Below are 18,246 nucleotides of genomic sequence, written 5' to 3'. Positions count from 1 at the left end.
ATGTCGGTTCAGAACGGCTTTCTGGCGCTTCTCACTCTCGGGCCCGCCTACGGCTCGCAGTTGCAGAGCGACTTCCTCGCCCGGGCGGCGCACCGCCGATCGCTGAACGCGGGCCAGGTCTATTCGACGCTCGACCGGATGGTCGACCAAGGACTGGTCGAATCGGCCGGTGCGACCGAGGACGGCCTGCCGCTCTACTCCCTCACCTCGCCAGGCGCCGACCGAGCCCGCGCCTGGCTGACCCGCGGTCCGAGGGATGCGCGCCCCGATTGGGACGAGTTGCAAGACCGCGTGCTGATCGCGGCCTCGCTCCCCGACACGGATGTGCTCGCTGTGCTCGCCGACTACCGGGCTTCTTTCACGGAGGCGATCCGCGAACTGAGCCACGACGCCGACTCGCGGGCGGCACTCGCGGCAAACCGTGCGGCCGAACTCGGAGCCCGCGCCGCACTGGAATGGATCGACGAGGTGACGGCCGCCCTTATCGCGCATCCCGACGCACTGCTGCAGCATCGGCTGCTCGAGCGGCCCCGCCGGGGACGCCGTCCGGCCGTGCGCGACGAAACCTAGTGCAGCAGCTCGCCGGCCTTGTTCAGGACGTTCTTCTCCCCCGCCTCGATCGGCACGCTGAAACGGTTCTGCTTCGGCGGGAGCGGGCAGTTGAAGTTGTAACTGAACGCGCAGGGCGGCAGCACGGCGAGGTTGAAGTCGAGCGTGACCGTGCCGTCGGGGTTCGGCGCCACGAAGAGGAAGCGACCCACCGAGTAGGTGGAGTCGCCGTTGGTGGCGTCAGCGAACACCAATTGCAGCGCCCGGCCCGACTTGAACGCGGCGAGGTTGTACTCGAGACCGTCTTTCGTGAAGGTGATCTCGCCCGGAACGACCATGTCGCGGGTCTTTCCCTCGTCTTTCAGATGCTCGAAACCGACCGTCTTGCCGCCATCGATGGGGGTGAAGGCGGCCTGGATGATCCACTCGGGGTTGAAATCGAACGCGTCGATGGAGCCGAACTCCTGGATCGCTTCGGAGTTCGCATCCCAGACCCGCAGCGCGTACTCGCCCTCTTCGCTCGCGATGACGAAACCGGTCACGCCATCGGCGAACCGGATCTCGCTCGGTTCCGGGTCGTCTTTGCCTCGCACGATCGCCTCGCCGTCGACGGGCTGCCCGTCGACCACGATCCCGTCTGCCGCGGCAGCCGTCACCTTCAGTCCGGACTGACCGGCCGGGAGCGGCGACCACAGGCCCGGAACACCCCAGATCTGCTGCGCCGGCGCTGCCGGGTCGCCCGTGATCCACTGCGTGTTCACAAGCGCCAAGTTGCCTTTCGGTGCGGTGACGGCCTGTTCGCGGCGCTGGCGGTATCTCGCCAGAATCTCGCGGGGATCGGTGGGGGCGGGGGCGGTGTCGGTCATGGTCTCCATCCTCGGTCAGTTCGTGCAAGACAACCAACACCGACACAGGTTTATGCCGTGCCGGGTCATTTCGCCTGGGCGTAGTCGTCGACGACGGCGGCCGTCACCGGAAACTCCACGGGGAACCCGCCGAAGAGCAGCCGACCGGCCTCGGCCGCCGAGTCGACGACGGCTTCTGCGGTGCGCTCGGCGAGCGAGGCCGGAGCGTGCACGATGACCTCGTCGTGCAGGAAGTAGACCAGGTGCGGCCCCTCCCCGATGCGGGCGGAAGGCGCGAGCTCGGTGAGTCTGTTCCGCAGCCCCGCCATCCAGCACAGTGCCCACTCCGCTGCACTCGCCTGCACGACGAAGTTGCGGGTGAACCGGCCCCAATCGCGTGCCTGGCTGCGCGCACGACGCTCGTCGGCATCGGTCGATTCCGCGCCCGACGCCACCGACTGGGCCGCCAGCCACGACGGCCCGGGTTTCGGCGAACTGCGGCCGAGACGCGAGGTGACGATCTCACCCCGCTCCCCGGCTCGGGCCGCCTCCTCGACAAGACGCACGGCGCGCGGGAAGGCGCGCGTCAGCCGGGGCAGCAGCCGGCCGCTCTCCCCCGTGGTCGCGCCGTACATGGCCCCCAGCATCGCCACCTTGGCGTGTGCCCGCTCGTCGACCGCTCCCGAGGCCACGATGCCCTCGTACAGGTCCTTTCCGCGCCCGGCCTCGGCCATGGCGGTGTCGCCGGACAGCCCGGTGAGGATGCGCGGCTCCAACTGTGCCGCATCCGCCACGACCAGCTTCCAGCCCGGGTCGGCGACGACCGCTCCCCGCACGTGCCGCGGAAGCTGCAGCGCGCCGCCGCCGCGGGTCGCCCAGCGCCCGGTGACCACGCCGCCGGGGACGTAGTCGGGGCGGAATCGTCCGTCGACGATCCAGGCGTCGAGCCAGGCCCAGCCGTTCGCCGTGAGCAGTCGGGAGAGCTTCTTGTATTGCAGAAGCGGCTCGATCACGGTGTGCTCGAGCTCACGCAGCTCCCACGAGCGGGTGGAGGTGGCCATCAGTCCCACTCGTTGGAGGGCGCGGAGGAGCTCGGGAGGGCTGTCCGGGTTGAGGGTCGGGCTCTCCAGGGCGTCCCGGATCTCCAGGAGAAGTTGCTCCAGCGCTGCTGGTCGAGCACCGGCGAGCGGTCGGGGACCGAGAAGACCGGTCAGGAGGGCGTCATGACGTGCAACGCTGTACGGGAGTCCCGCGAACCGCATCTCCGACGCGATGAGCGCGCCGGCCGATTCCGCCGCGAGCAGCAACCGGATGCGGCCGGGCTCCGCACACGCCGCGACAGCGTTGCTCTGGGCGCGGAACTCGTCGAGCGGGGACGCGTGCGCCTCCGCACCGTCGACCTCGAACTCGAATAGTGCGGTGTGCCGGCGCTCGGGCTCCTCGTCGAGTTCGGGAGCGGTGTCCCAGGGGCCGGGGAGGGCCCGAGCCAGATCCGATTCGGCCGTGAGCGTCGACATCCGCACGATGCGATGGCTCAGCTGCAGGTCGACGCACCGCGACACCCGCACACCGGCAGCGAGTAGCCGCGGGTACCAGGCTCGCGTGTCGTTCCAGACCCAGCGGGGCGACTCCGCCTCGGCGGTGCGCACGAAGTCGACCAGATCGTCGGCCGGGATGGTGCGCTCGTCGATGACCGCTCCCGCGTCGTCCAAGCGGATCGCGCCGACCGTCGCTCCGGAACGGTCGAGAACGATGTGCACGCTTCCATTCTCGGTCAAGCGGACGACATCCCCGCGCGCTGCCCGTCCCTATTCGGCCAATGCGACCAGCCGGGCCCGGAGTTCGGGCCAGGAATCGGCGAAACCAGGATGCAGGGGAAGCGCGGTCACATCGGCGACGGGCACCCAGCGCAACTCGATGCTCTCGACGTCGGCCATCCGCTCTGCGAACGGCCGAACCGCCTCCACGACCACCGTCGTGTACGACCAGAATCCGAGGTCGAGGACACTGGTGAAAAGCACCTCCACCGCGTCGGCGGGCACGGCTGCTTCTTCATTGGCTTCGCGCAGAGCCCCGTCCACAGCGGACTCGCCCTCGTGCCGTGCACCACCGGGAAGCCCCCAGGTGCCCCCGAAATGGCTCCAATCCGCGCGATGCTGCAGCAGGATGCCGCGTAGGCGGTCGTGCACCAGGAGCCCGGCCGCGCCGAACCTGCCCCAGAATCGTTCGCCGTTCGGGCCCTCGACCCACGCATCGCCGGAGTTCACCCTTCCCACGTTAGTCGCGTCGGTGACACGGTCCGACCGCGGTTACGGCGTCTTTCGGCCACAGCAGTCGCTGCCGGCCTAGGGTGAAGCCATGATCTGGGACGAGCGTTGCGTCCGATGCCCGCGGTGAGAAGCGCTGGCCTTCTGCTGTACCGACGCACCCCGGCCCTGGAGGTGTGGATCGCCCACATGGGTGGCCCGTTCTGGGAGCGTAAGGATGATGGCGCCTGGTCGATTCCGAAAGGTCTCATAGAAGACACGGAAGACGAGTTCGCCGCCGCGCGACGCGAGTTCGGCGAGGAGGTCGGCACTCCCGCACCGGAGGCCGACTACCGTCTTCTCGGGGAGTTCAGGCTCTCGTCGGGTAAATCCCTCACGGTGTTCGCCGCTGAAGCGGCGTTCGACCCGCCGGACGTGCGGAGCAACACGTTCTCGCTGGAATGGCCTCCGCATTCCGGCGCGGTGCAGGACTTCCCGGAGATCGACGACGCCCGGTGGTTCCCGCTCGATCAGGCGCGATCGAAGCTCACGAAAGGTCAGCGTCCCCTGCTCGACGCTCTGGCCGAGCAGCAGCGCCGAACGGACCAGTGACCGACGGCATCAGTCGCGGAAGAACTCGCCCGCCCGGCCGGACCACAGCATGACGATCACGATCAGCGAGATCACGGAGCTGATCACAGCGCTGAGCAGCTGCGACGGCAGCAGCGCGGCGGCGTACATCGAGGAAGCGATGGCCAGCAATTGCACGATCGTGACGATCGCGCGGGCTGTACGACTTCCGCGGAGCAGCCCGCGCGCGATCGCGAACGTGATGAGCCCCAGCGCGATGAGGACGATCCCGGTCACGATCACTCCGGTCTGCCCGCCCAGCTGGAGGCGCAGCTCCGGCTCGTTCTGGAGCACCAGCAGCGCGATGCCGCCGATGAGGTCGAACAGCGCCTGGATCCAGGTCAGGACCGCGATGAATGTGACCCGGACCGGTCGTCTGGCCGCAGCGTTCACTCGGGCCCCTTCTCGATGTCAGAGAGCCTAGCGTGCCGGTGCGGCCGGACGCCGGTCCGGGCCGGGCGTCACGCCCCGGTGCCGTGCAGCACCGAGCGAGCGAAACTCCGGGCGCGCTCGCGCAGCACGGCCATCCGCTCGGCACGGGCCGCATCGACATCGAAGCCGATGTAGGCCACCGGAGGACGCTTCCGTGCGTTCGCGGAGCATCCGAACTGCGCGCAGACGAGCGTACCGACGGTGTCGCCGTTGCGGCCGGCCGGGCCGGCACGCCGTGCACTGTAGAACACCACCTCGTTGCTGAGGTTCACATCCTGACACCAGGAGCACTGCGGGCGCGCCAGTGACTTCGCCTCCGCCTGGCGCAGCAGGATGCCGACGGGTGCGTCGTCGAGCTCGACGACGACGTAGCCGCGTCGCGCGATCTTGCGGTCGCGCCACCCGAAGTAGTCGTGTGCAGTCCAGTCGACCTCGGCGAAATCGAGCGGGAGCGACATGTCGGAGACCTCCTTGCGGGAGGCGTTGACGAAGGAGGAACGGATCAGGGGTTCGGTCAGGGAAATCATGGGATGGGTCACCTCTCGGTCGGCCGGAAGGCCGCACAGGCGTCGACGGGCGCTGCCCGGACGCAAAGAATCGTCGCGGCGGATGCCGCCCGGCTCTCCCCTGCGGGGTGAGCCGGATGTCGAGAGCGGTGACGCTATCTCAGGCCGGCGTTGACGACGCCGACGACCTCCGAACGCCCGGCAGGGGCAACGGGGACGGAGGATGAGGAGAACACAGCGCGAGTATACCTTCTCCACCTGAACGGACCACGGGCGGTGACCGCATTGTGAGGTCACCGCCCGTCGCGGGTCGGTTCGGCGAGGTCACCCGCGCGGCTAGCGGATGGCCCGTCGCCTGCGGAGGAGGAACGCGACGAGAGCCGACAGCAGCCCGAGCACGAGCAGGGACGCGCCGATGACGATCGGAACGACGGGGACGCTGCTGCCGGTGCTCGCGAGGCCGGACGAGGGGTCGGCCTTGGACGCCGGCGGGTCGGCCTTCACGGTCGCCGTCGAGTCCGACGAAGTCACCGGGTCGCCGGCGCTATTGACGCCGGTCGCCGACGCGGTGTTCACGATCTTTCCGCGGGCCCCGTCGGCGACCGTCGTGCGGTAGTCGACTGCATGAAGCGTCACGGTCTCACCGGGTGCGAGGCTGACGCCCCCATCCGTGATCGCGACCATCTTGTCGGCCACGTCGACCTTGGCGATCGTCCGGGTACCGGTGTTCGTGATCGTGAATGTGTACTTGATCGTCTCGCCGGGCTGCGCGACCCCGTCCTTGTTGGGGTCGACCAGCTGCGCCCTTTTGACGAGGACGAGTCCATCCTCCCCGGGCAGCGTCACCGTCGCGGAGCTGTCGACGCTCAGCGCGCTGCCGCGGACGGGTTGCGCCGTGACCGTGGCCGTGTTGTCGACCTTGCCGGTGTCGATGTCCGCCTGCGTCACCGCATACGTCGCCGTCCCGGTGACCGACTGCCCCGGCGCAAGCACCCCCGGGAGGCCTGGCCAGCCGACGACGGTGACTGCGCTCAGACCCGCAAGCGGGTCGGCGATCTGCACAGCGGTGGCCGTGACGTTCCCGGTGTTCTTCACCTCGAACGAGTAGGTGATGATGTCGCCGGGCACAGGGAGCTTCCCGACCAGCTGGGTGATCTCGCCCGTCTTCTTCAGCGTCACCGCGCCCTCGGCCGCAAGCGGCACGGTCACAGAGTCGTCGCCGTCCACGGTCGTCCCCCGCACCGGGCTGCCGGACACGGAGGCCGCGTTCACGACGCTGCCGTTGTCGAGGTCGGCCTGAGTAAGGGTGTACGTCGCCGTTGCGGTGGCGGTCTCGCCGGGCGCGAGCGTACCCACGGTGCCCGGCCAGGTCGGGGTGATCGCGCTGAGCCCGGCCATCGTGTCGCTGAAGGTGACGCCGGTGATCGTCACGTTTCCGGTATTGCCGGCCGTCAAAGTGTAGGTGACGACGTCACCGGCCTGCGGTGTGGCGCCTCCGCCCCGCACGGCGGTCTTCGCGAACGAGATCGCCGGTGCCGCCGTGAGCGGCACACCCTTGGAGGCGTCCGCCGTCACGCTGCCGCCGCGGGCGCCTGTTCCACTGACGGTCGCCGTGTTCAGGATCGACCCGGCATCGATGTCGGCCTGACTGAGCGCGTAGTCGGCTGTCGCCGCGACCGTCTCGCCCGGAGCGAGAGTGCCGGTCGTCGTCGGCCAGGAGCCGAAGGTGACGGCACCGGCACCGGCACCGGCGAGATGGTCGGCGACCGCCAGCCCGTTCAGCGTCACGTTTCCGGTGTTGGTGACGGTGAAGGTGAACGGCACGGTGGTGCCCGCCGTCGGTCTGCTCGATGAGAAGGCCGTCGTCTTGGTCAGGGTCACCGACGGAGCCGGGGTCAGGTCGACCGTCGCGGAGGCGCCACCGGTGGCGGGCTTGCCGCCGCCCGTGGCCGACGCCGTCGCGCTGTTCAGGACAGTGCCGCGGTCGATGTCGGCCTGGGTGAGCGTGTACGAGGCCGTCGCCGTGACCGACTCACCGGCGGCGAGCTGGCCGGAGGCGCCCGGCCACGTGCCGAAGCTGATGGCGCTGAGCCCGCTCATCCCGTCGACGATCTTCACTCCGGTGAGGGTGAGGCTCGCGCCGTTGCTCACGGTGAACGTGTAGTCCACGACGTCACCGGCCTTCGGCGTGCCGCCCGAGGCGAGTGTTCCCGACTTCTCCAGGTGGATGACCGGGTCGGCCACCAGCGGCACCGTCACATCGCCGATCGCCGTCGGGTTCCCGCCGGGGGCGGTGGCCGTCACGGTCGCCGTGTTGCGCACGGAGCCGTTGTCGATGTCGGCCGCTGTCGCCTGGTAGGTCGCGGTAGCGGTCATCGTCTGGCCGGGAAGCAGGGTTCCGGCGGCGCCGGGCCACACGAACGAGCCCACGGCAGACAGCCCGGTCATCGGATCGGTGATGGTGACGTTCTTCTCGGTGGTGTTCCCGGTGTTTGTGACCGCGAAGTGGAAGGTGACCGTGTCACCGATCTCGACGTCGGCCTGGTCGGGGACCGATCCGGTCTTCACGAATGTGAGCGTCGGATGCTGGACGAACGACACGGTGACAGCAGCGGCGGCAGCGACCGGGGCGCCGGTCGGCGGGGTACCCGTCGCGTTCGCCGTGTTCGTGATCGATCCACCATCCACGTCTGCCTGGGTGGTCGTGTAGGTCGCGGTGACCGTGACCGTCTGACCAGGGGCGAGGACCCCAGCGGCACCCGGCCACGCCGTGTTGGTGACCGTCAAGCCCGCCAGGGGGTCGGCGACGGCGACATCGTGCAGGGTCGTGTTGCCGGTGTTCGCGGCCTTCAGGGTGAAGGTGATCAGCTCGCCCGCGGTCGAGGTCGGCGCGGAGGCCGTCTTCGTCAGCTGGATGCCCGGCGACCCGTTGAGGGGCGCGGTGACTGTTGCCGACGCGGTGGCGTTTCCACCGCCGGCGGAGGCACCGGTCGCGGTCGCGGCGTTCGTCAGCTTTCCGCTGTCGATGTCCGCCTGGGTGACCGTGTAGGTGGCGGTCGCCGTGACCGACTGGCCCTTCGTCAGGGTTCCCGCGGCTCCGGGCCAGGCGTACGCGAGCGCCGACAGCCCGGCGAGCGGATCGGCGATCGCGACGCCCGTGAGCGTGCCACCACCGGTGTTCGATGCGACGAGGGTGTATGTCGCGATATCGCCGGCCGTGGCCGCCCCGTCGAGGCGATGGACACGGTCTTCGTCAGCGAGAGCCGGTCGACGGTGTCGGTGTCGGCTGCGGTCGCCGTCATCGTCGTCGCCGCGGAGTCCGGGTCGGAAACGCTGGCGGTCGCCGTGTTGGTGAGAGAGGTCAGGGCCGAGTCATCGACGGTGACGGTCACGTGCACCTGCGCACTCCCGCCTGCAGCGATCGACGGAATCGTCCAGGAGACCGTGCCCGCCGTGTTCACTCCCCCGCCATTGGCCGAGACGAAGGTGACGCCCGCCGGAAGCGAGTCGCTCACGGCGACGTTGGCGAGGGCCTCGAACGCCAGCGGATTGGTGACCGTGATCGTGTATGCCAGCGTCTGTCCCGTGACGGCCGCGGTGACGCCGTCCGTCTTCGTCATGGTGAGCGGGCCGGCCGCATCCTGCACATTCAACACCGTGGAGGTCGCGTTGTTGGCGAGGTTCGGGTCGGAGAATGCGCCGCCGATGTCGGCGCCGATGGTGAGATTCTTCGCGTGCGGGACAACCGGCACCTGGAAGGTCACCGGCGTGTTGAGCGCGAGCGCGGTGTCGGCCGTGCAGGTGATGATCGCCGGGCCGGTCACGTCCGCGAGGTTGGTGCACGTCCATCCGGGAGCCGTGAACGGGCGGACCGTCAGACTTGCGGGAACGGCGAAGCTGATCTGGGCCGGTGCAGCAGCGGAACCGCCGAGGTTCGTGAAGGTGAAGGGAACCGTGCTCGGGCGCTCCAGCTGCACCTGCCGCGTCGCGGGCGACTGGGCGAGCAGATCGGCTTCGGCGGTCGTCGCGCACACCGGCAGCGGTTCGGAGGCGAGCGTCTGGTCGCTGGCGACGGCGATCGAGTTGCACGCCTTGCTGTCGAGTGCGCTGCCCGGCGTGACCGAGGTCGTGTAGCCGAACGAGGCGGTCGCCCCGGGCGCGAGCGAGGCCGCGACCGCCCGGATGGCCTTCTTGCCGGCGGCTCCGGCGCCCCAGTCCGAGACCGTGCCCGGCGCGGTCGGGTCGACCTCCGGTCGGACGGGGTTCGTCGAGGACGAGTAGGAGAGAACGAGGCCGGTCACATCGGAGGTCGCGCTCAGGGTCTCCTGGAACGTCGATCCGCGCGAGGTCGAGCGCGTGCCGGTGGTCAGACCGGTGTCACCGACGAACGGGAGGACATCGTATGCCGCCGTGTTCGTGAGGGTGGTGTTGCCGGTGTTGCGCAACGTCACACGGTACTTGATGTTCGTCGCGTTCGGAGCGACAGGGATCAGCTTCGACGGGTCGGACACCCAGGTGCAGGCGCCGCTGACCGGGTCGACCTGGCAGAGCTCCTTGACGACACTGAGCCCGCTCGACGAGAACACGACGATGTTCTGTGTCGTCGTGGCGAACCAATCGGTGGTGGAGCCGTTGCCGTCGATGTCACCGGTGTCTTGGGTGGCGCCGCCGAAGGTTGCCGTGGTGTTCGTGTACTGGTCCTGCGCATCACCCATCCACGCAGCGGCGACGCTCGTGGTGTTCGGGGCGACGGCGTAGGTCGGCTGTGCGGCAACCGACATCGTCGGCCAGGAGGCGTTCACACCGAATGAGACTGCGTCTGGCCACGTGGCGACGACGGCCTGGCGGTCGACGCCGGCGAGCGTCACCGTGCGGTACTGGAAGGTGACACCGTCTGGAACGGTGCCGGCCGCGAAGGAGGCGCCGTTCGGGTTGATCGTCCAGCCGACCGGCGCGATGAAGATGTATTCCGGGCTGATCGTTCCGCCGGTCGGAATGTTCGCGGTCGCCCCACGCACGGTGAAGGTGACGTCACGGCCGGGAACCGCGTTGCCGCCACCGCTGACGGCGGCCGCCGAGACGAAGGAGCTCGAGAACGAGGGCTTCGGACCGGTCGGCGGTGCGACCAGCGGCTGCGCGCGGAACTGGAGGGTGTGCGCCGACGAGCCGGCGATGTCGGCCAGCGAGTATCCCGGGTAGCTCATGGTGCCGGTCGCGGTGTTCGTACGGGTCTGACCGACCGGGGCGGTCGTCGTGACGGAGTATCGGTAGTGGACAGTGAACGCCGTTCCGGCTCCGGTGTCGGTCGGGCGGATGTTGCCGGCCGCGATCGCGCCTGAGGTGACAGTGGCCGACACGATGCGGCAGCCGGCCTGGCGCTGCGCTGTCGTCAAGGTGATGATGGTGCCGGTCACGGTGGCCGAGGTCGCAGCATCCGTGCCGCACTTCAGGCTGTAGACGATGGTGGCCGTCGAGCTGGTGCTGATCTCGTAGACCGGCGCATCCGCCTGGTCGAGGGTGTCGTCTTTGACGACGGCGACACCGGGGACGTTGCCGGCGTTGCGAACGACGACCTCCCAGTACTGCGAGTTGTCGGCGAACGCGGCGAGGGCGGCGCCCGCGGTGCAGGCACGACCCCAGGCGTCGTAGCCGATCGCCGGGCAGGTGAGGCCGGCGGTCGCCGGCGGCACGTTGATGAGACGGGTGGTGCCGCTGGACGCGTTTGCGCTGGAATCCTTCACCGTGCTGGCACGGCCGAACGGCGAGTAGCACGAGACGGTCGTCGTGGCGGAGGTGGTCGCGGACTTCTGGGTCTTGGCGGAGTCCAGGTAGGTGAGCGTGGCGGTGAGGTTGTTGGTGACGTCGGCGGTGAAGTTGCAGCCGGACGCATCCGCATCAGGGAAAGCGGAGGCCGGGTACGAGAGCACGAGCGTCCGGGGTGTGTATACGCCGCGGGTCGTCCATCCGCTCGCGGAGGTGCTTCCCCAGCCTCCCGCCGTACTGGCATCCGGAGCGGCGGCAGAACCGCTCTTCCAGGTGACCGTGCGCGCCACCGGATCGTAGACGCCCGAGCCATTCGTGCTCACGAAGGTGGCCTCGGGCGGAAGCTGATCGACGACGACGTAGCTGCCGGCGCCGACGTAGGCCGCCGAACCGACGATCCGGCCGCTCCCGCCGTTGACCCACACGCCGCTGGACATATAGATCTGGTAGCTCACCTGCTGTGCCGGGCGCACGGAGCTCGACCCGGGCGTCATGACAGTGCTGGGGCTCGGCACAGTGTTGTGCCACGTCACCGCGGACGCGGTCGCGGTGGTCGAGGCGACAGCGGTCGTCGACGCCAGTGTGACGCTGTTCTGGATCGCGAACCCGTCCGGGAAGAACTCACCCGCCACGTCCGTGGTGTAGCTTCCGGCGGTCGCGCTGATCCCGTAGTAGACGGTGAAGCTCGCAGAGGTTCCGGCCGTCACGGTTCCCAGTGTGACCGTCAACGCGCCGCCCGTGCCGGCGGCGATCGTGGCGCCGGCGAACGGAGCGGTCCAGCTCTGATAGCCGAGAAGTCGGTAGCCGAACCCGTTTGGATCGGTCTGCGTCGCCGGAAGGGTGAGCGTCGTGTTCGCGCAGTCCGAGGATAGGCAGGAGTACTTCACCACATAGCCGACCGTGTCGCCGCCCGCTGCAGAAGACTTCGGTGCGTTGGCTGTGTCGACCGGACTGATCGACACCGAGAGGGTCGCGGTTCCGGCCGCATTGGCGGGAACCGTTGAGATCGAGATCCCGGCAAGAACGAGCAGTGCGACAAGCCCCATCGCGAGGCGCGGTACAAGACCGCGGCGAGTGGGCGATCGATGGGTTCCACGACGGGCAGACCACAGAGACATCTCGACGTCTTCTCTTCCGGAAAGTGGTGCGGGGCTCTGTCAGATAGCGAAACCGCACGGGTCGACAGAGGGGTACACCGGGACGCTATCGAAGAAGCGATTGCCGCGACGTGTCCCCCATCTGGGTGCCTCAGCAGTGAAACACTGGGATACACAGGCTTTCCCCGGGGTACACCCATCCGGAATTCACCCATGGAATCACCCCTTCGAGCCGCGCTCGCGACAATCGGGCGAGGCGGAGGCCGAGATGCCTCGGTAGCATCCAACGCATGGCCATCACATTGGAGAACGTTGGGATCGCCGTGCGCGACCTCGAAGCGACCATCGCCTTCTTCACCGATCTCGGTCTCACGGTGCTCGGCCGTGACACCGTCAGCGGCGAATGGACCGACACTGCCGTCGGCCTCGACGGCAACCACGCGAAGATCGCGATGCTTCAGACGCCGGACGGCAACGGTCGCCTCGAACTGTTCGAGTACATCCACCCGGACGCCATTGAGACCGAACCCACCCGGCCCAATGAGATCGGGATGCACCGTGTCGCCTTCTCGGTCGACGACATCGACGACGCCCTCGCGATCGCCGCGAGGCACGGCTGTTATCCGCTCCGCGGCGTCGCCACCTACGAGGACATCTACAAGCTCAGCTACGTGCGCGGCCCGAGCGGCATCATCGTGATGTTCGCCGAGGAGCTGAAGGCCCACTGACGACGCGATGCCTCAACCGCAAGCCACGGCAGTCGCAGCCTGACAAGAATGAGACCTCATGTGTAACGAAAAGAGTGGCTGCGGACATTCATGTATGTGATGGATGATGAGGCCGAGCTGTGGCAACGAGCGCGCCAGGAAGACGGCACCGCATTCGCCGCACTCTTCGACCGCCACCACGCCCGGGTGTACCGCCGTGCACTCGCCCTCCTGGGCGACGTCCACGACGCCGACGATACCGCGGCGGCGGCGTTCTTCGAGCTGTGGCGCAAGCGTCGCTCGGTTCCCCTCGTCTCGGGATCGGTACTCCCCTGGCTGCTCGTCACGACCGTCAACCTCTCCCGCAACACTCGCCGGAGCAGTGCGCGGTATCGCGCATTGCTCCGCGACCTCCCTCACCCGGCGCCTGTGGCCGGCCCCGACGCCGAACTGTCGGAGACGAGCCGGAGGCTCGCAGAAGCGTTGCTCCGCCTGGCGCCGGTCGACGCCGCACTGATCGTCCTCACCACCCTCGAAGACCTCCCTGTCATGGCCGCGGCCGAGTCCGTCGGCCTCACAGCACCGAACGCCCGGGTGCGTCTGCACCGGGCACGCGCGCGGCTTCGCGTCGAGCTTCACGACCTCCACCCCGAGATCCGTCCGATCGTTGAAGGGAGCCCGACATGACTGGGCCCGAGATGCACCCGGAAGTCGCCCGCGCTGTGCGGGATGAACTCGCCGCCATCGGAACCAAACGCAGCCGCCTTCAGCGTCACCAGCGTCGGGTTCGTCTGCTCTCGATCAGCATCGCCGCAGTCGTGGTCGCGGGTATCTCGACCGGCGCCGCCATCGCCGCGAACAGCTTCCCGGGCACCACGACCGTCACTCCCGTCGGCGGAGTCCGCTCGGCCACTCACACAGGTACAGGCGCGCTCGAACTCGGACCCGCGCCGAAGGGCGCCACCAGGGTGATCGTCACGCTTCGATGCCTCAGCGCACAGGGCACGATCTCGATCAAGGCGGTGCCGCAGGTCGCGAGCGATCCCTTCGAGGTCGCCACGTTCTATTGCACGGGCGGTGGCCGGCTTGATCCTCAGGGCCGGGTTCACCCGTGGCGCATGAATGATGCACTGCTTCCCGCGCACGGCAGCACGTCGATCACGATCACGGCCGACCAGGGCACGGAATGGACGGCCACCGGACAGTACGCAACCTCATCGATGACGCCATGGGCGACGAATGCTCACGGCCAGACCTATGGGGCGTGCAACATCAACGGGTGCCCACAATTGATCGGCGCTCGGGCCACCAACGGCGAGGACGGATTCGTCTTCACCAAACAATTCGGCACCTTCGAAGGCACCGGCTACATCCCCGTCTACGAGTCCGACGGGACAACCGTCATCGGCCGGTTCTCCATCGGCATCCCGGAGGACGAATGGAAGTAGCGGCCGCGGTCCAGAGTTCACATGGTAGGGCGGACGGGACTTGAACCCGTGACCGGCGGATTATGAGTCCGATGCTCTAACCAGCTGAGCTACCGCCCCGTGTACCGCTACTCGGGAGTCGGCACCGGTGGGGCCGACTCCGTCACCGGGTCGGCCACCGGCTCACCACGATACAGGTTTTCGAAGGTGCTGATGGTGGTCTGGATGTCGTGTGCGGCCACGATCCGAAGCGACGCGTTCTTCAGCAGGTTGAGCTTGTCCTGCGGAAGCGTGAGCACGTGTTCGAGACGGTTCGCCAGGTCATCGGCGTTTCCCGGTTTGAAAAGGAAGCCGTTCTCGCCGTCGTGCACCAGATGAGGCAGCGCCATCGCGTCCGCGGCGACCACCGGGAGGGCGGAGGCCATGGCCTCCATCGTCGCGATCGACTGCAATTCGGCGATCGACGGCATCGCGAAGACGGAGGCGCGGGTGTAGGCCTCGCGGAGCTCCTCGTCGGTGACGTACCCGGTGAAGGTGACCCGGTCGGCGATCCCGAGGGTCTCCGCCAGGTGCTGGAGGTTCTTGAGCTGGTCTCCCCCACCGACGATCTCGAGGCGTGCGTCCAGCGCGGAGGGAAGGAGCTTCACGGCTTTGAGCAGCACGTCGATCTGCTTCTCGCCTGTCACCCGGCCGACGAACAGGATGCGGTTGGCAGTGCGAGGCTCGAAGTCGGGCGTGTAGTTGGCCGCGTCGATGCCACAGGAGATAGCGTGCACATTGCGCAGACCGGTGAACTTCTCCAGGAACTCCGCGGCCTTGCGCGTCGGAGTGGTCACAGCTTCTGCGCGACCGAAGGTGCGTTTCGCCGCCTTCCACGCCAGCCCGATCGCCCACTCCTGGATGCCTTTGGGGATCATGGTGAACTCGAGCATGTTCTCGGGCATGAAGTGGTTCGTGCCGATGATACGGATGCCACGCTTCTGCGCTTCGATGGAGAGGCCGCGGCCGACGACGATGTGGGACTGGAAGTGCACGACATCCGGCTTCACTTCGTCGATCACCCGGGCGCTGTTCTGCTTGATCCGCCACGGCATCGCGAACCGCAGCCAGTCGTGCGGGTACCAGCGCCAGCTGTAGAGGCGGTGCGCCGTCATCGTCTGACCCTCGTGCTCCTCGATCCAGGTGCCGTGCTTGCGCGAGGCGGCCGGGGCGATGATGTGCACGTCGTGGCCGCGGGCCACGAGGCCGGCGGCCAGACGTTCCGCGAAACGGGCGGCGCCGTTCACATCGGGGGCGAAGGTGTCTGCACCGATGAGAACGGTCAGGGGTTTCTTGGCGTCGCCGGTCGGCTGGGCGGGCGTGGAGCTTTGCGGTCCGCTCGAATCGGGCACGTGGTGAATCCCTACGTTTGTGGGCCGGGATGATGAATCCGGCGGTGGTCTACGCTCGGCCGGTCGAGACCGACCGGCTGATTCAGTCGCCTAGTCTAAGCCGGAACGGGGGGAACCGTTGGAAAGCCCGGCCGCCTCGGGCGCGGCGGATCCCGACGCTTCGAGGCTCTGCGGGTGGTGCCGGGCGAGCATGAAGACGCCGTAGATCGCGACCGCGCCGGTGAGGACGAAGCCGATCATCGCCCACCAGGGTGCCTGTGCGGCCTCATTGAGGATGAGGATGCCGATGGTGACGGCGACGAGCGGGTCGATCACGGTGAGCCCGGCGATCACGAGGTCGGGCGGGCCCGACGAGTACGCGTTCTGCACGAAGTAGGCGCCCACCACGGCGGCCACGATGAGCGCCACGATGCACAGCACGAGGAGCCAGTCCCACTCACCGTTACTGATCCGGTCGATGACGACCTTCGCGATGGTGGCGACGAACCCGTAGAGCACCCCGGCTCCGACGATGTACATGAGCGCCTTGAAACGGTGCCGCAAGTAGAAGAACAGTGCACCGAAGGCCACGAGCACCACAGCCAGGATGATGAGTATCTCGACGAGTGCCTGACTGGTGACCGGCACATCCCGGGCCGTGAAAGCCGCTAGGAAGGCGAACGCTCCGACTCCGCCCACGCAGAGGCCGATGGCGACGATCGAGCTGCGGTTGAGGCTGACGTGGCTGACGCGGGCGTTAAGGATTGCCGTCACGACGAGGGCGACCGCACCGAGCGGCTGCACGACCATGATCGGCGCCAGCGACAGGCTCACCAGCTGGAAGACGATCGCCAAGCCCAACATCAGCGTGCCGATGACCCACGATGGGCGGGCGAGCAAGCGTCCAAGCTGGGCGAGGTTCAGACCGGAGCCCGCGTCGTGCGTGCTCGCCTCCACCTTGGCGACACCGTGGTGCTGCAATTGCGCGCCGATGGAGAGGAAGCAGGCGCCGATGAGGGCGATCGGGATTCCGACGAAGGCGCTGGGTTGCAGCGCCAGGTCGTTCGTCGCGTCCATCAGCACCGTACCCACCCCACGACCCTATCCAGTTTCGTGCCGATATTCTTGATGAATGGCCGTCCTCCCCATCCGGATCTCCGGAGATCCCGTTCTGCACACCCCCGCCGCACCCGTCATCGATTTCGACGACACGCTGCGCACCCTCGTCTCCGACATGTTCGAGACGATGGATGCCGCACCCGGCGTCGGGCTCGCCGCCCCTCAGGCCGGCCGGCCGCTCCGGCTCTTCGTCTACAGCTGGACGGACGACGACGACGTGCTGCACCGGGGGGTCGCGATCAACCCGGTGCTGTGGATCACCCCCACGACGACCGACGAGCTCGACGAGGATGAGGAGTCGGAGGGCTGCCTCTCGTTCCCGGGTGAGCGTTTTCCGCTCCGCCGCGCCGAGCGCGTCATCCTGCAGGCGATCGACCTCGACGGTGAAGCGTTCGAGGTGGAAACCGGCGGCTGGCTCGCCCGCATCTTCCAGCACGAATACGACCACCTCAACGGAGTGCTCTACGTGGATAGGCTCACGCATCCGCACGCCAAGGCTGCGGCGAAAGTCTCCCGCAAGAACAGCTGGGGCGTTCCCGGGCTGAGCTGGCTGCCCGGTCGGGACCACCTGGAGGACTAACGCCCCAGGTTCACCCCGTGCACACCGTTGTGGAAGCGGAGGGCCGGGAAGACCACGGAGACGGAGAATCCGACACCGGGCACCGTCGTGGCGTTCAGGATGCCGCCGAACAGGGCTGCTCGCTCGCGCATCTCGGTGAGTCCCGCGCCGTCGTACGCCTCGGTGAGCGCCCGCAGGTCGTCGTCGATCGTGTACTGCGTCGCCTGGTCGACCTCGCGGGGGCTGAGGCCGGCGCGGCGGGCCGACGCACGGATTCCATCGTCGTCCACGCTCACCTGCAGACCTTCGTCGGTCCAGGCGAACCCCACGCTGACGGCCGTTCCTGTGCCACCGTGTTTGAGCGCGTTCTCCAGCGTGCCCTGCAGGATGCGGAACACCGCGAGTTCCGCACCGGGCCGGAGATCGAACCGGTCGCCGCTCTCGGTGAAGCCGAGCGCCAGCCCGGCATCCCGCATCACCCGAAAAAGGTCACGGGCGGAGTGGAGACTCGGCTGCGGCACAGCGGCCGACTCGCCTTCGCGCACGACGGTCTGAACACGCCTCAGATCGGCCAGGGCGTCGCGCGCGCCCGTTTCGAGCGCTCCGGCCGAGCGGGCGGCTGCGTCGGGGTCGGATGCGGCCGCGTAGCGGATGCCTTCGGCCTGCGCGACGAGCCGCGTGACGGCCTGCACCGCCACATCCTGCAGCTCTCGGATGATGCGGAAACGGCCCTCCTGCTCGGCCAGCTCCAGCTCCCGGTCGATGCGATTCCACTCCGATTCGGTGCGGGTTGCATCGAGGCGGCGGAAGGCGCGGCGGGCGCGCAGCCAGAGCAGCAGCAGGACCACGACGAGAATGAGGAGCGCACCGCCTGCGATGGCGAGCACCAGCACCAGAGTGCGTGCGTCAGCCGGCGTCAGACCGTTCATGGGAGTTCCCTTCGGGCCGAGGAGGAAACGGCCCGCATGAGTTTACCCGCCGCACGGTCCCGGTGCG

General features: G+C 68.2%; 16 protein-coding genes, 1 tRNA gene and 1 pseudogene. 6 read left to right on the top strand and 12 right to left on the bottom strand.

From position 1 onward, the window contains the following. Window positions 1-570, top strand: coding sequence for a PadR family transcriptional regulator (locus K5L49_RS02640; protein WP_223690472.1), 570 nt, complete (start codon window positions 1-3; stop codon window positions 568-570). Here the strand turns inward: K5L49_RS02640 and K5L49_RS02635 are convergent. The 3 genes from K5L49_RS02635 to K5L49_RS02625 all read right to left on the bottom strand — a co-directional run bounded on the left by K5L49_RS02635 (window position 567) and on the right by K5L49_RS02625 (window position 3,661). Further along, window positions 567-1,415 carry a DUF1684 domain-containing protein gene (locus tag K5L49_RS02635; protein WP_223690471.1) on the bottom strand — a complete coding sequence of 283 codons (849 nt, stop codon included), beginning with the start codon at window positions 1,413-1,415 and terminating at the stop codon, window positions 567-569. The genes K5L49_RS02640 and K5L49_RS02635 overlap by 4 nt on opposite strands. A 65-nt stretch (window positions 1,416-1,480) precedes the next feature. Beyond that, a complete protein-coding gene (locus tag K5L49_RS02630) occupies window positions 1,481-3,154 on the bottom strand; it encodes a bifunctional 3'-5' exonuclease/DNA polymerase (protein WP_223690470.1) in 1,674 nt (557 codons plus the stop codon). Between the two features lie 48 nt (window positions 3,155-3,202). Then, window positions 3,203-3,661 carry an NUDIX domain-containing protein gene (locus K5L49_RS02625; protein ID WP_223690469.1) on the bottom strand — a complete coding sequence of 153 codons (459 nt, stop codon included), beginning with the start codon at window positions 3,659-3,661 and terminating at the stop codon, window positions 3,203-3,205. A gap of 117 nt (window positions 3,662-3,778) precedes the next feature. Between K5L49_RS02625 and K5L49_RS02620 the strand changes: the two genes are divergently transcribed. Next, a complete protein-coding gene (locus K5L49_RS02620; RefSeq protein ID WP_223690468.1) occupies window positions 3,779-4,252 on the top strand; it encodes an NUDIX domain-containing protein in 474 nt (157 codons plus the stop codon). A 9-nt stretch (window positions 4,253-4,261) separates the two neighbouring features. On the opposite strand, the gene K5L49_RS02615 is transcribed toward K5L49_RS02620, so the two are convergent. The 5 genes and pseudogenes from K5L49_RS02615 to K5L49_RS20775 all read right to left on the bottom strand — a co-directional run bounded on the left by K5L49_RS02615 (window position 4,262) and on the right by K5L49_RS20775 (window position 8,828). Beyond that, on the bottom strand, window positions 4,262-4,663 hold the full coding sequence (locus K5L49_RS02615; protein ID WP_223690467.1) for a DUF7144 family membrane protein: 402 nt from the start codon (window positions 4,661-4,663) through the stop codon (window positions 4,262-4,264). A 68-nt stretch (window positions 4,664-4,731) separates the two neighbouring features. After that, on the bottom strand, window positions 4,732-5,229 hold the full coding sequence (locus K5L49_RS02610; protein WP_223690466.1) for an FBP domain-containing protein: 498 nt from the start codon (window positions 5,227-5,229) through the stop codon (window positions 4,732-4,734). A gap of 315 nt (window positions 5,230-5,544) precedes the next feature. After that, complete coding sequence (locus K5L49_RS02605) at window positions 5,545-7,512, bottom strand: DUF7507 domain-containing protein (protein WP_445158947.1); 1,968 nt, start codon at window positions 7,510-7,512, stop codon at window positions 5,545-5,547. Then, window positions 7,492-8,388 (bottom strand): annotated as a pseudogene (locus K5L49_RS20780) (DUF7507 domain-containing protein); the annotation flags it as partial. The gene K5L49_RS02605 and the pseudogene K5L49_RS20780, both read right to left, overlap by 21 nt. Beyond that, the gene (locus K5L49_RS20775; RefSeq protein ID WP_445158946.1) at window positions 8,289-8,828 is read right to left on the bottom strand and encodes a DUF11 domain-containing protein; all 540 of its coding nucleotides are present in this window, start codon (window positions 8,826-8,828) and stop codon (window positions 8,289-8,291) included. The gene K5L49_RS20775 and the pseudogene K5L49_RS20780, both read right to left, overlap by 100 nt. 3,530 nt (window positions 8,829-12,358) lie before the next feature. Here K5L49_RS20775 and K5L49_RS02585 point away from each other — a divergent pair. From K5L49_RS02585 to K5L49_RS02575, 3 genes are all read left to right on the top strand, one after another. Further along, window positions 12,359-12,796: a VOC family protein gene (locus tag K5L49_RS02585; protein ID WP_223690464.1), complete on the top strand. Its 438-nt coding sequence runs from the start codon at window positions 12,359-12,361 to the stop codon at window positions 12,794-12,796. A 90-nt stretch (window positions 12,797-12,886) separates the two neighbouring features. Further along, a complete protein-coding gene (locus tag K5L49_RS02580; protein ID WP_223690463.1) occupies window positions 12,887-13,462 on the top strand; it encodes an RNA polymerase sigma factor in 576 nt (191 codons plus the stop codon). Next, window positions 13,459-14,223 (top strand): hypothetical protein, encoded by a 765-nt coding sequence (locus K5L49_RS02575; protein WP_223690462.1) that lies wholly within the window; start codon window positions 13,459-13,461, stop codon window positions 14,221-14,223. The genes K5L49_RS02580 and K5L49_RS02575 overlap by 4 nt, the downstream gene beginning before the upstream one ends. 22 nt (window positions 14,224-14,245) lie before the next feature. On the opposite strand, the gene K5L49_RS02570 is transcribed toward K5L49_RS02575, so the two are convergent. The 3 genes from K5L49_RS02570 to K5L49_RS02560 all read right to left on the bottom strand — a co-directional run bounded on the left by K5L49_RS02570 (window position 14,246) and on the right by K5L49_RS02560 (window position 16,664). Continuing rightward, window positions 14,246-14,322: transfer RNA gene (locus K5L49_RS02570), tRNA-Ile, on the bottom strand. 8 nt (window positions 14,323-14,330) lie between these two features. Then, on the bottom strand, window positions 14,331-15,593 hold the full coding sequence (locus K5L49_RS02565; RefSeq protein WP_223690461.1) for a glycosyltransferase: 1,263 nt from the start codon (window positions 15,591-15,593) through the stop codon (window positions 14,331-14,333). Window positions 15,594-15,683: 90 nt separating this feature from the next. After that, window positions 15,684-16,664: a DMT family transporter gene (locus tag K5L49_RS02560; protein ID WP_223690460.1), complete on the bottom strand. Its 981-nt coding sequence runs from the start codon at window positions 16,662-16,664 to the stop codon at window positions 15,684-15,686. 40 nt (window positions 16,665-16,704) lie between these two features. Between K5L49_RS02560 and def the strand changes: the two genes are divergently transcribed. Beyond that, the gene (gene def, locus K5L49_RS02555; RefSeq protein WP_223690459.1) at window positions 16,705-17,271 is read left to right on the top strand and encodes a peptide deformylase; all 567 of its coding nucleotides are present in this window, start codon (window positions 16,705-16,707) and stop codon (window positions 17,269-17,271) included. Here def and K5L49_RS02550 read toward each other — a convergent pair. Continuing rightward, on the bottom strand, window positions 17,268-18,179 hold the full coding sequence (locus K5L49_RS02550) for a sensor histidine kinase (RefSeq protein ID WP_223690458.1): 912 nt from the start codon (window positions 18,177-18,179) through the stop codon (window positions 17,268-17,270). The two genes, def and K5L49_RS02550, sit on opposite strands and share 4 nt — an antisense overlap. Between the last annotated feature and the right edge of the window lie 67 nt (window positions 18,180-18,246).

It is taken from the genome of Leifsonia poae, assembly GCF_020009625.1.
Taxonomy (GTDB): domain Bacteria; phylum Actinomycetota; class Actinomycetes; order Actinomycetales; family Microbacteriaceae; genus Leifsonia; species Leifsonia poae_A.
The sequence above is the reverse complement of the archived record's forward strand: the minus strand, read 5'-3'. Positions and strand labels throughout refer to the sequence as shown.

What these genes read in the sequence shown, in the direction of transcription:
- K5L49_RS02640 (WP_223690472.1), top strand. Translation starts at nt 1, where the DNA reads ATGTCGGTTCAGAACGGCTTTCTGGCGCTTCTCACTCTCGGGCCCGCC.
- K5L49_RS02580 (WP_223690463.1), top strand. Translation starts at nt 12,887, where the DNA reads ATGTATGTGATGGATGATGAGGCCGAGCTGTGGCAACGAGCGCGCCAG.
- K5L49_RS02550 (WP_223690458.1), bottom strand. Translation starts at nt 18,179, where the DNA reads ATGAACGGTCTGACGCCGGCTGACGCACGCACTCTGGTGCTGGTGCTC.
- K5L49_RS02635 (WP_223690471.1), bottom strand. Translation starts at nt 1,415, where the DNA reads ATGACCGACACCGCCCCCGCCCCCACCGATCCCCGCGAGATTCTGGCG.
- K5L49_RS20775 (WP_445158946.1), bottom strand. Translation starts at nt 8,828, where the DNA reads ATGACGAAGACGGACGGCGTCACCGCGGCCGTCACGGGACAGACGCTG.
- K5L49_RS02620 (WP_223690468.1), top strand. Translation starts at nt 3,779, where the DNA reads ATGCCCGCGGTGAGAAGCGCTGGCCTTCTGCTGTACCGACGCACCCCG.
- K5L49_RS02585 (WP_223690464.1), top strand. Translation starts at nt 12,359, where the DNA reads ATGGCCATCACATTGGAGAACGTTGGGATCGCCGTGCGCGACCTCGAA.
- def (WP_223690459.1), top strand. Translation starts at nt 16,705, where the DNA reads ATGGCCGTCCTCCCCATCCGGATCTCCGGAGATCCCGTTCTGCACACC.
- K5L49_RS02575 (WP_223690462.1), top strand. Translation starts at nt 13,459, where the DNA reads ATGACTGGGCCCGAGATGCACCCGGAAGTCGCCCGCGCTGTGCGGGAT.
- K5L49_RS02610 (WP_223690466.1), bottom strand. Translation starts at nt 5,229, where the DNA reads ATGATTTCCCTGACCGAACCCCTGATCCGTTCCTCCTTCGTCAACGCC.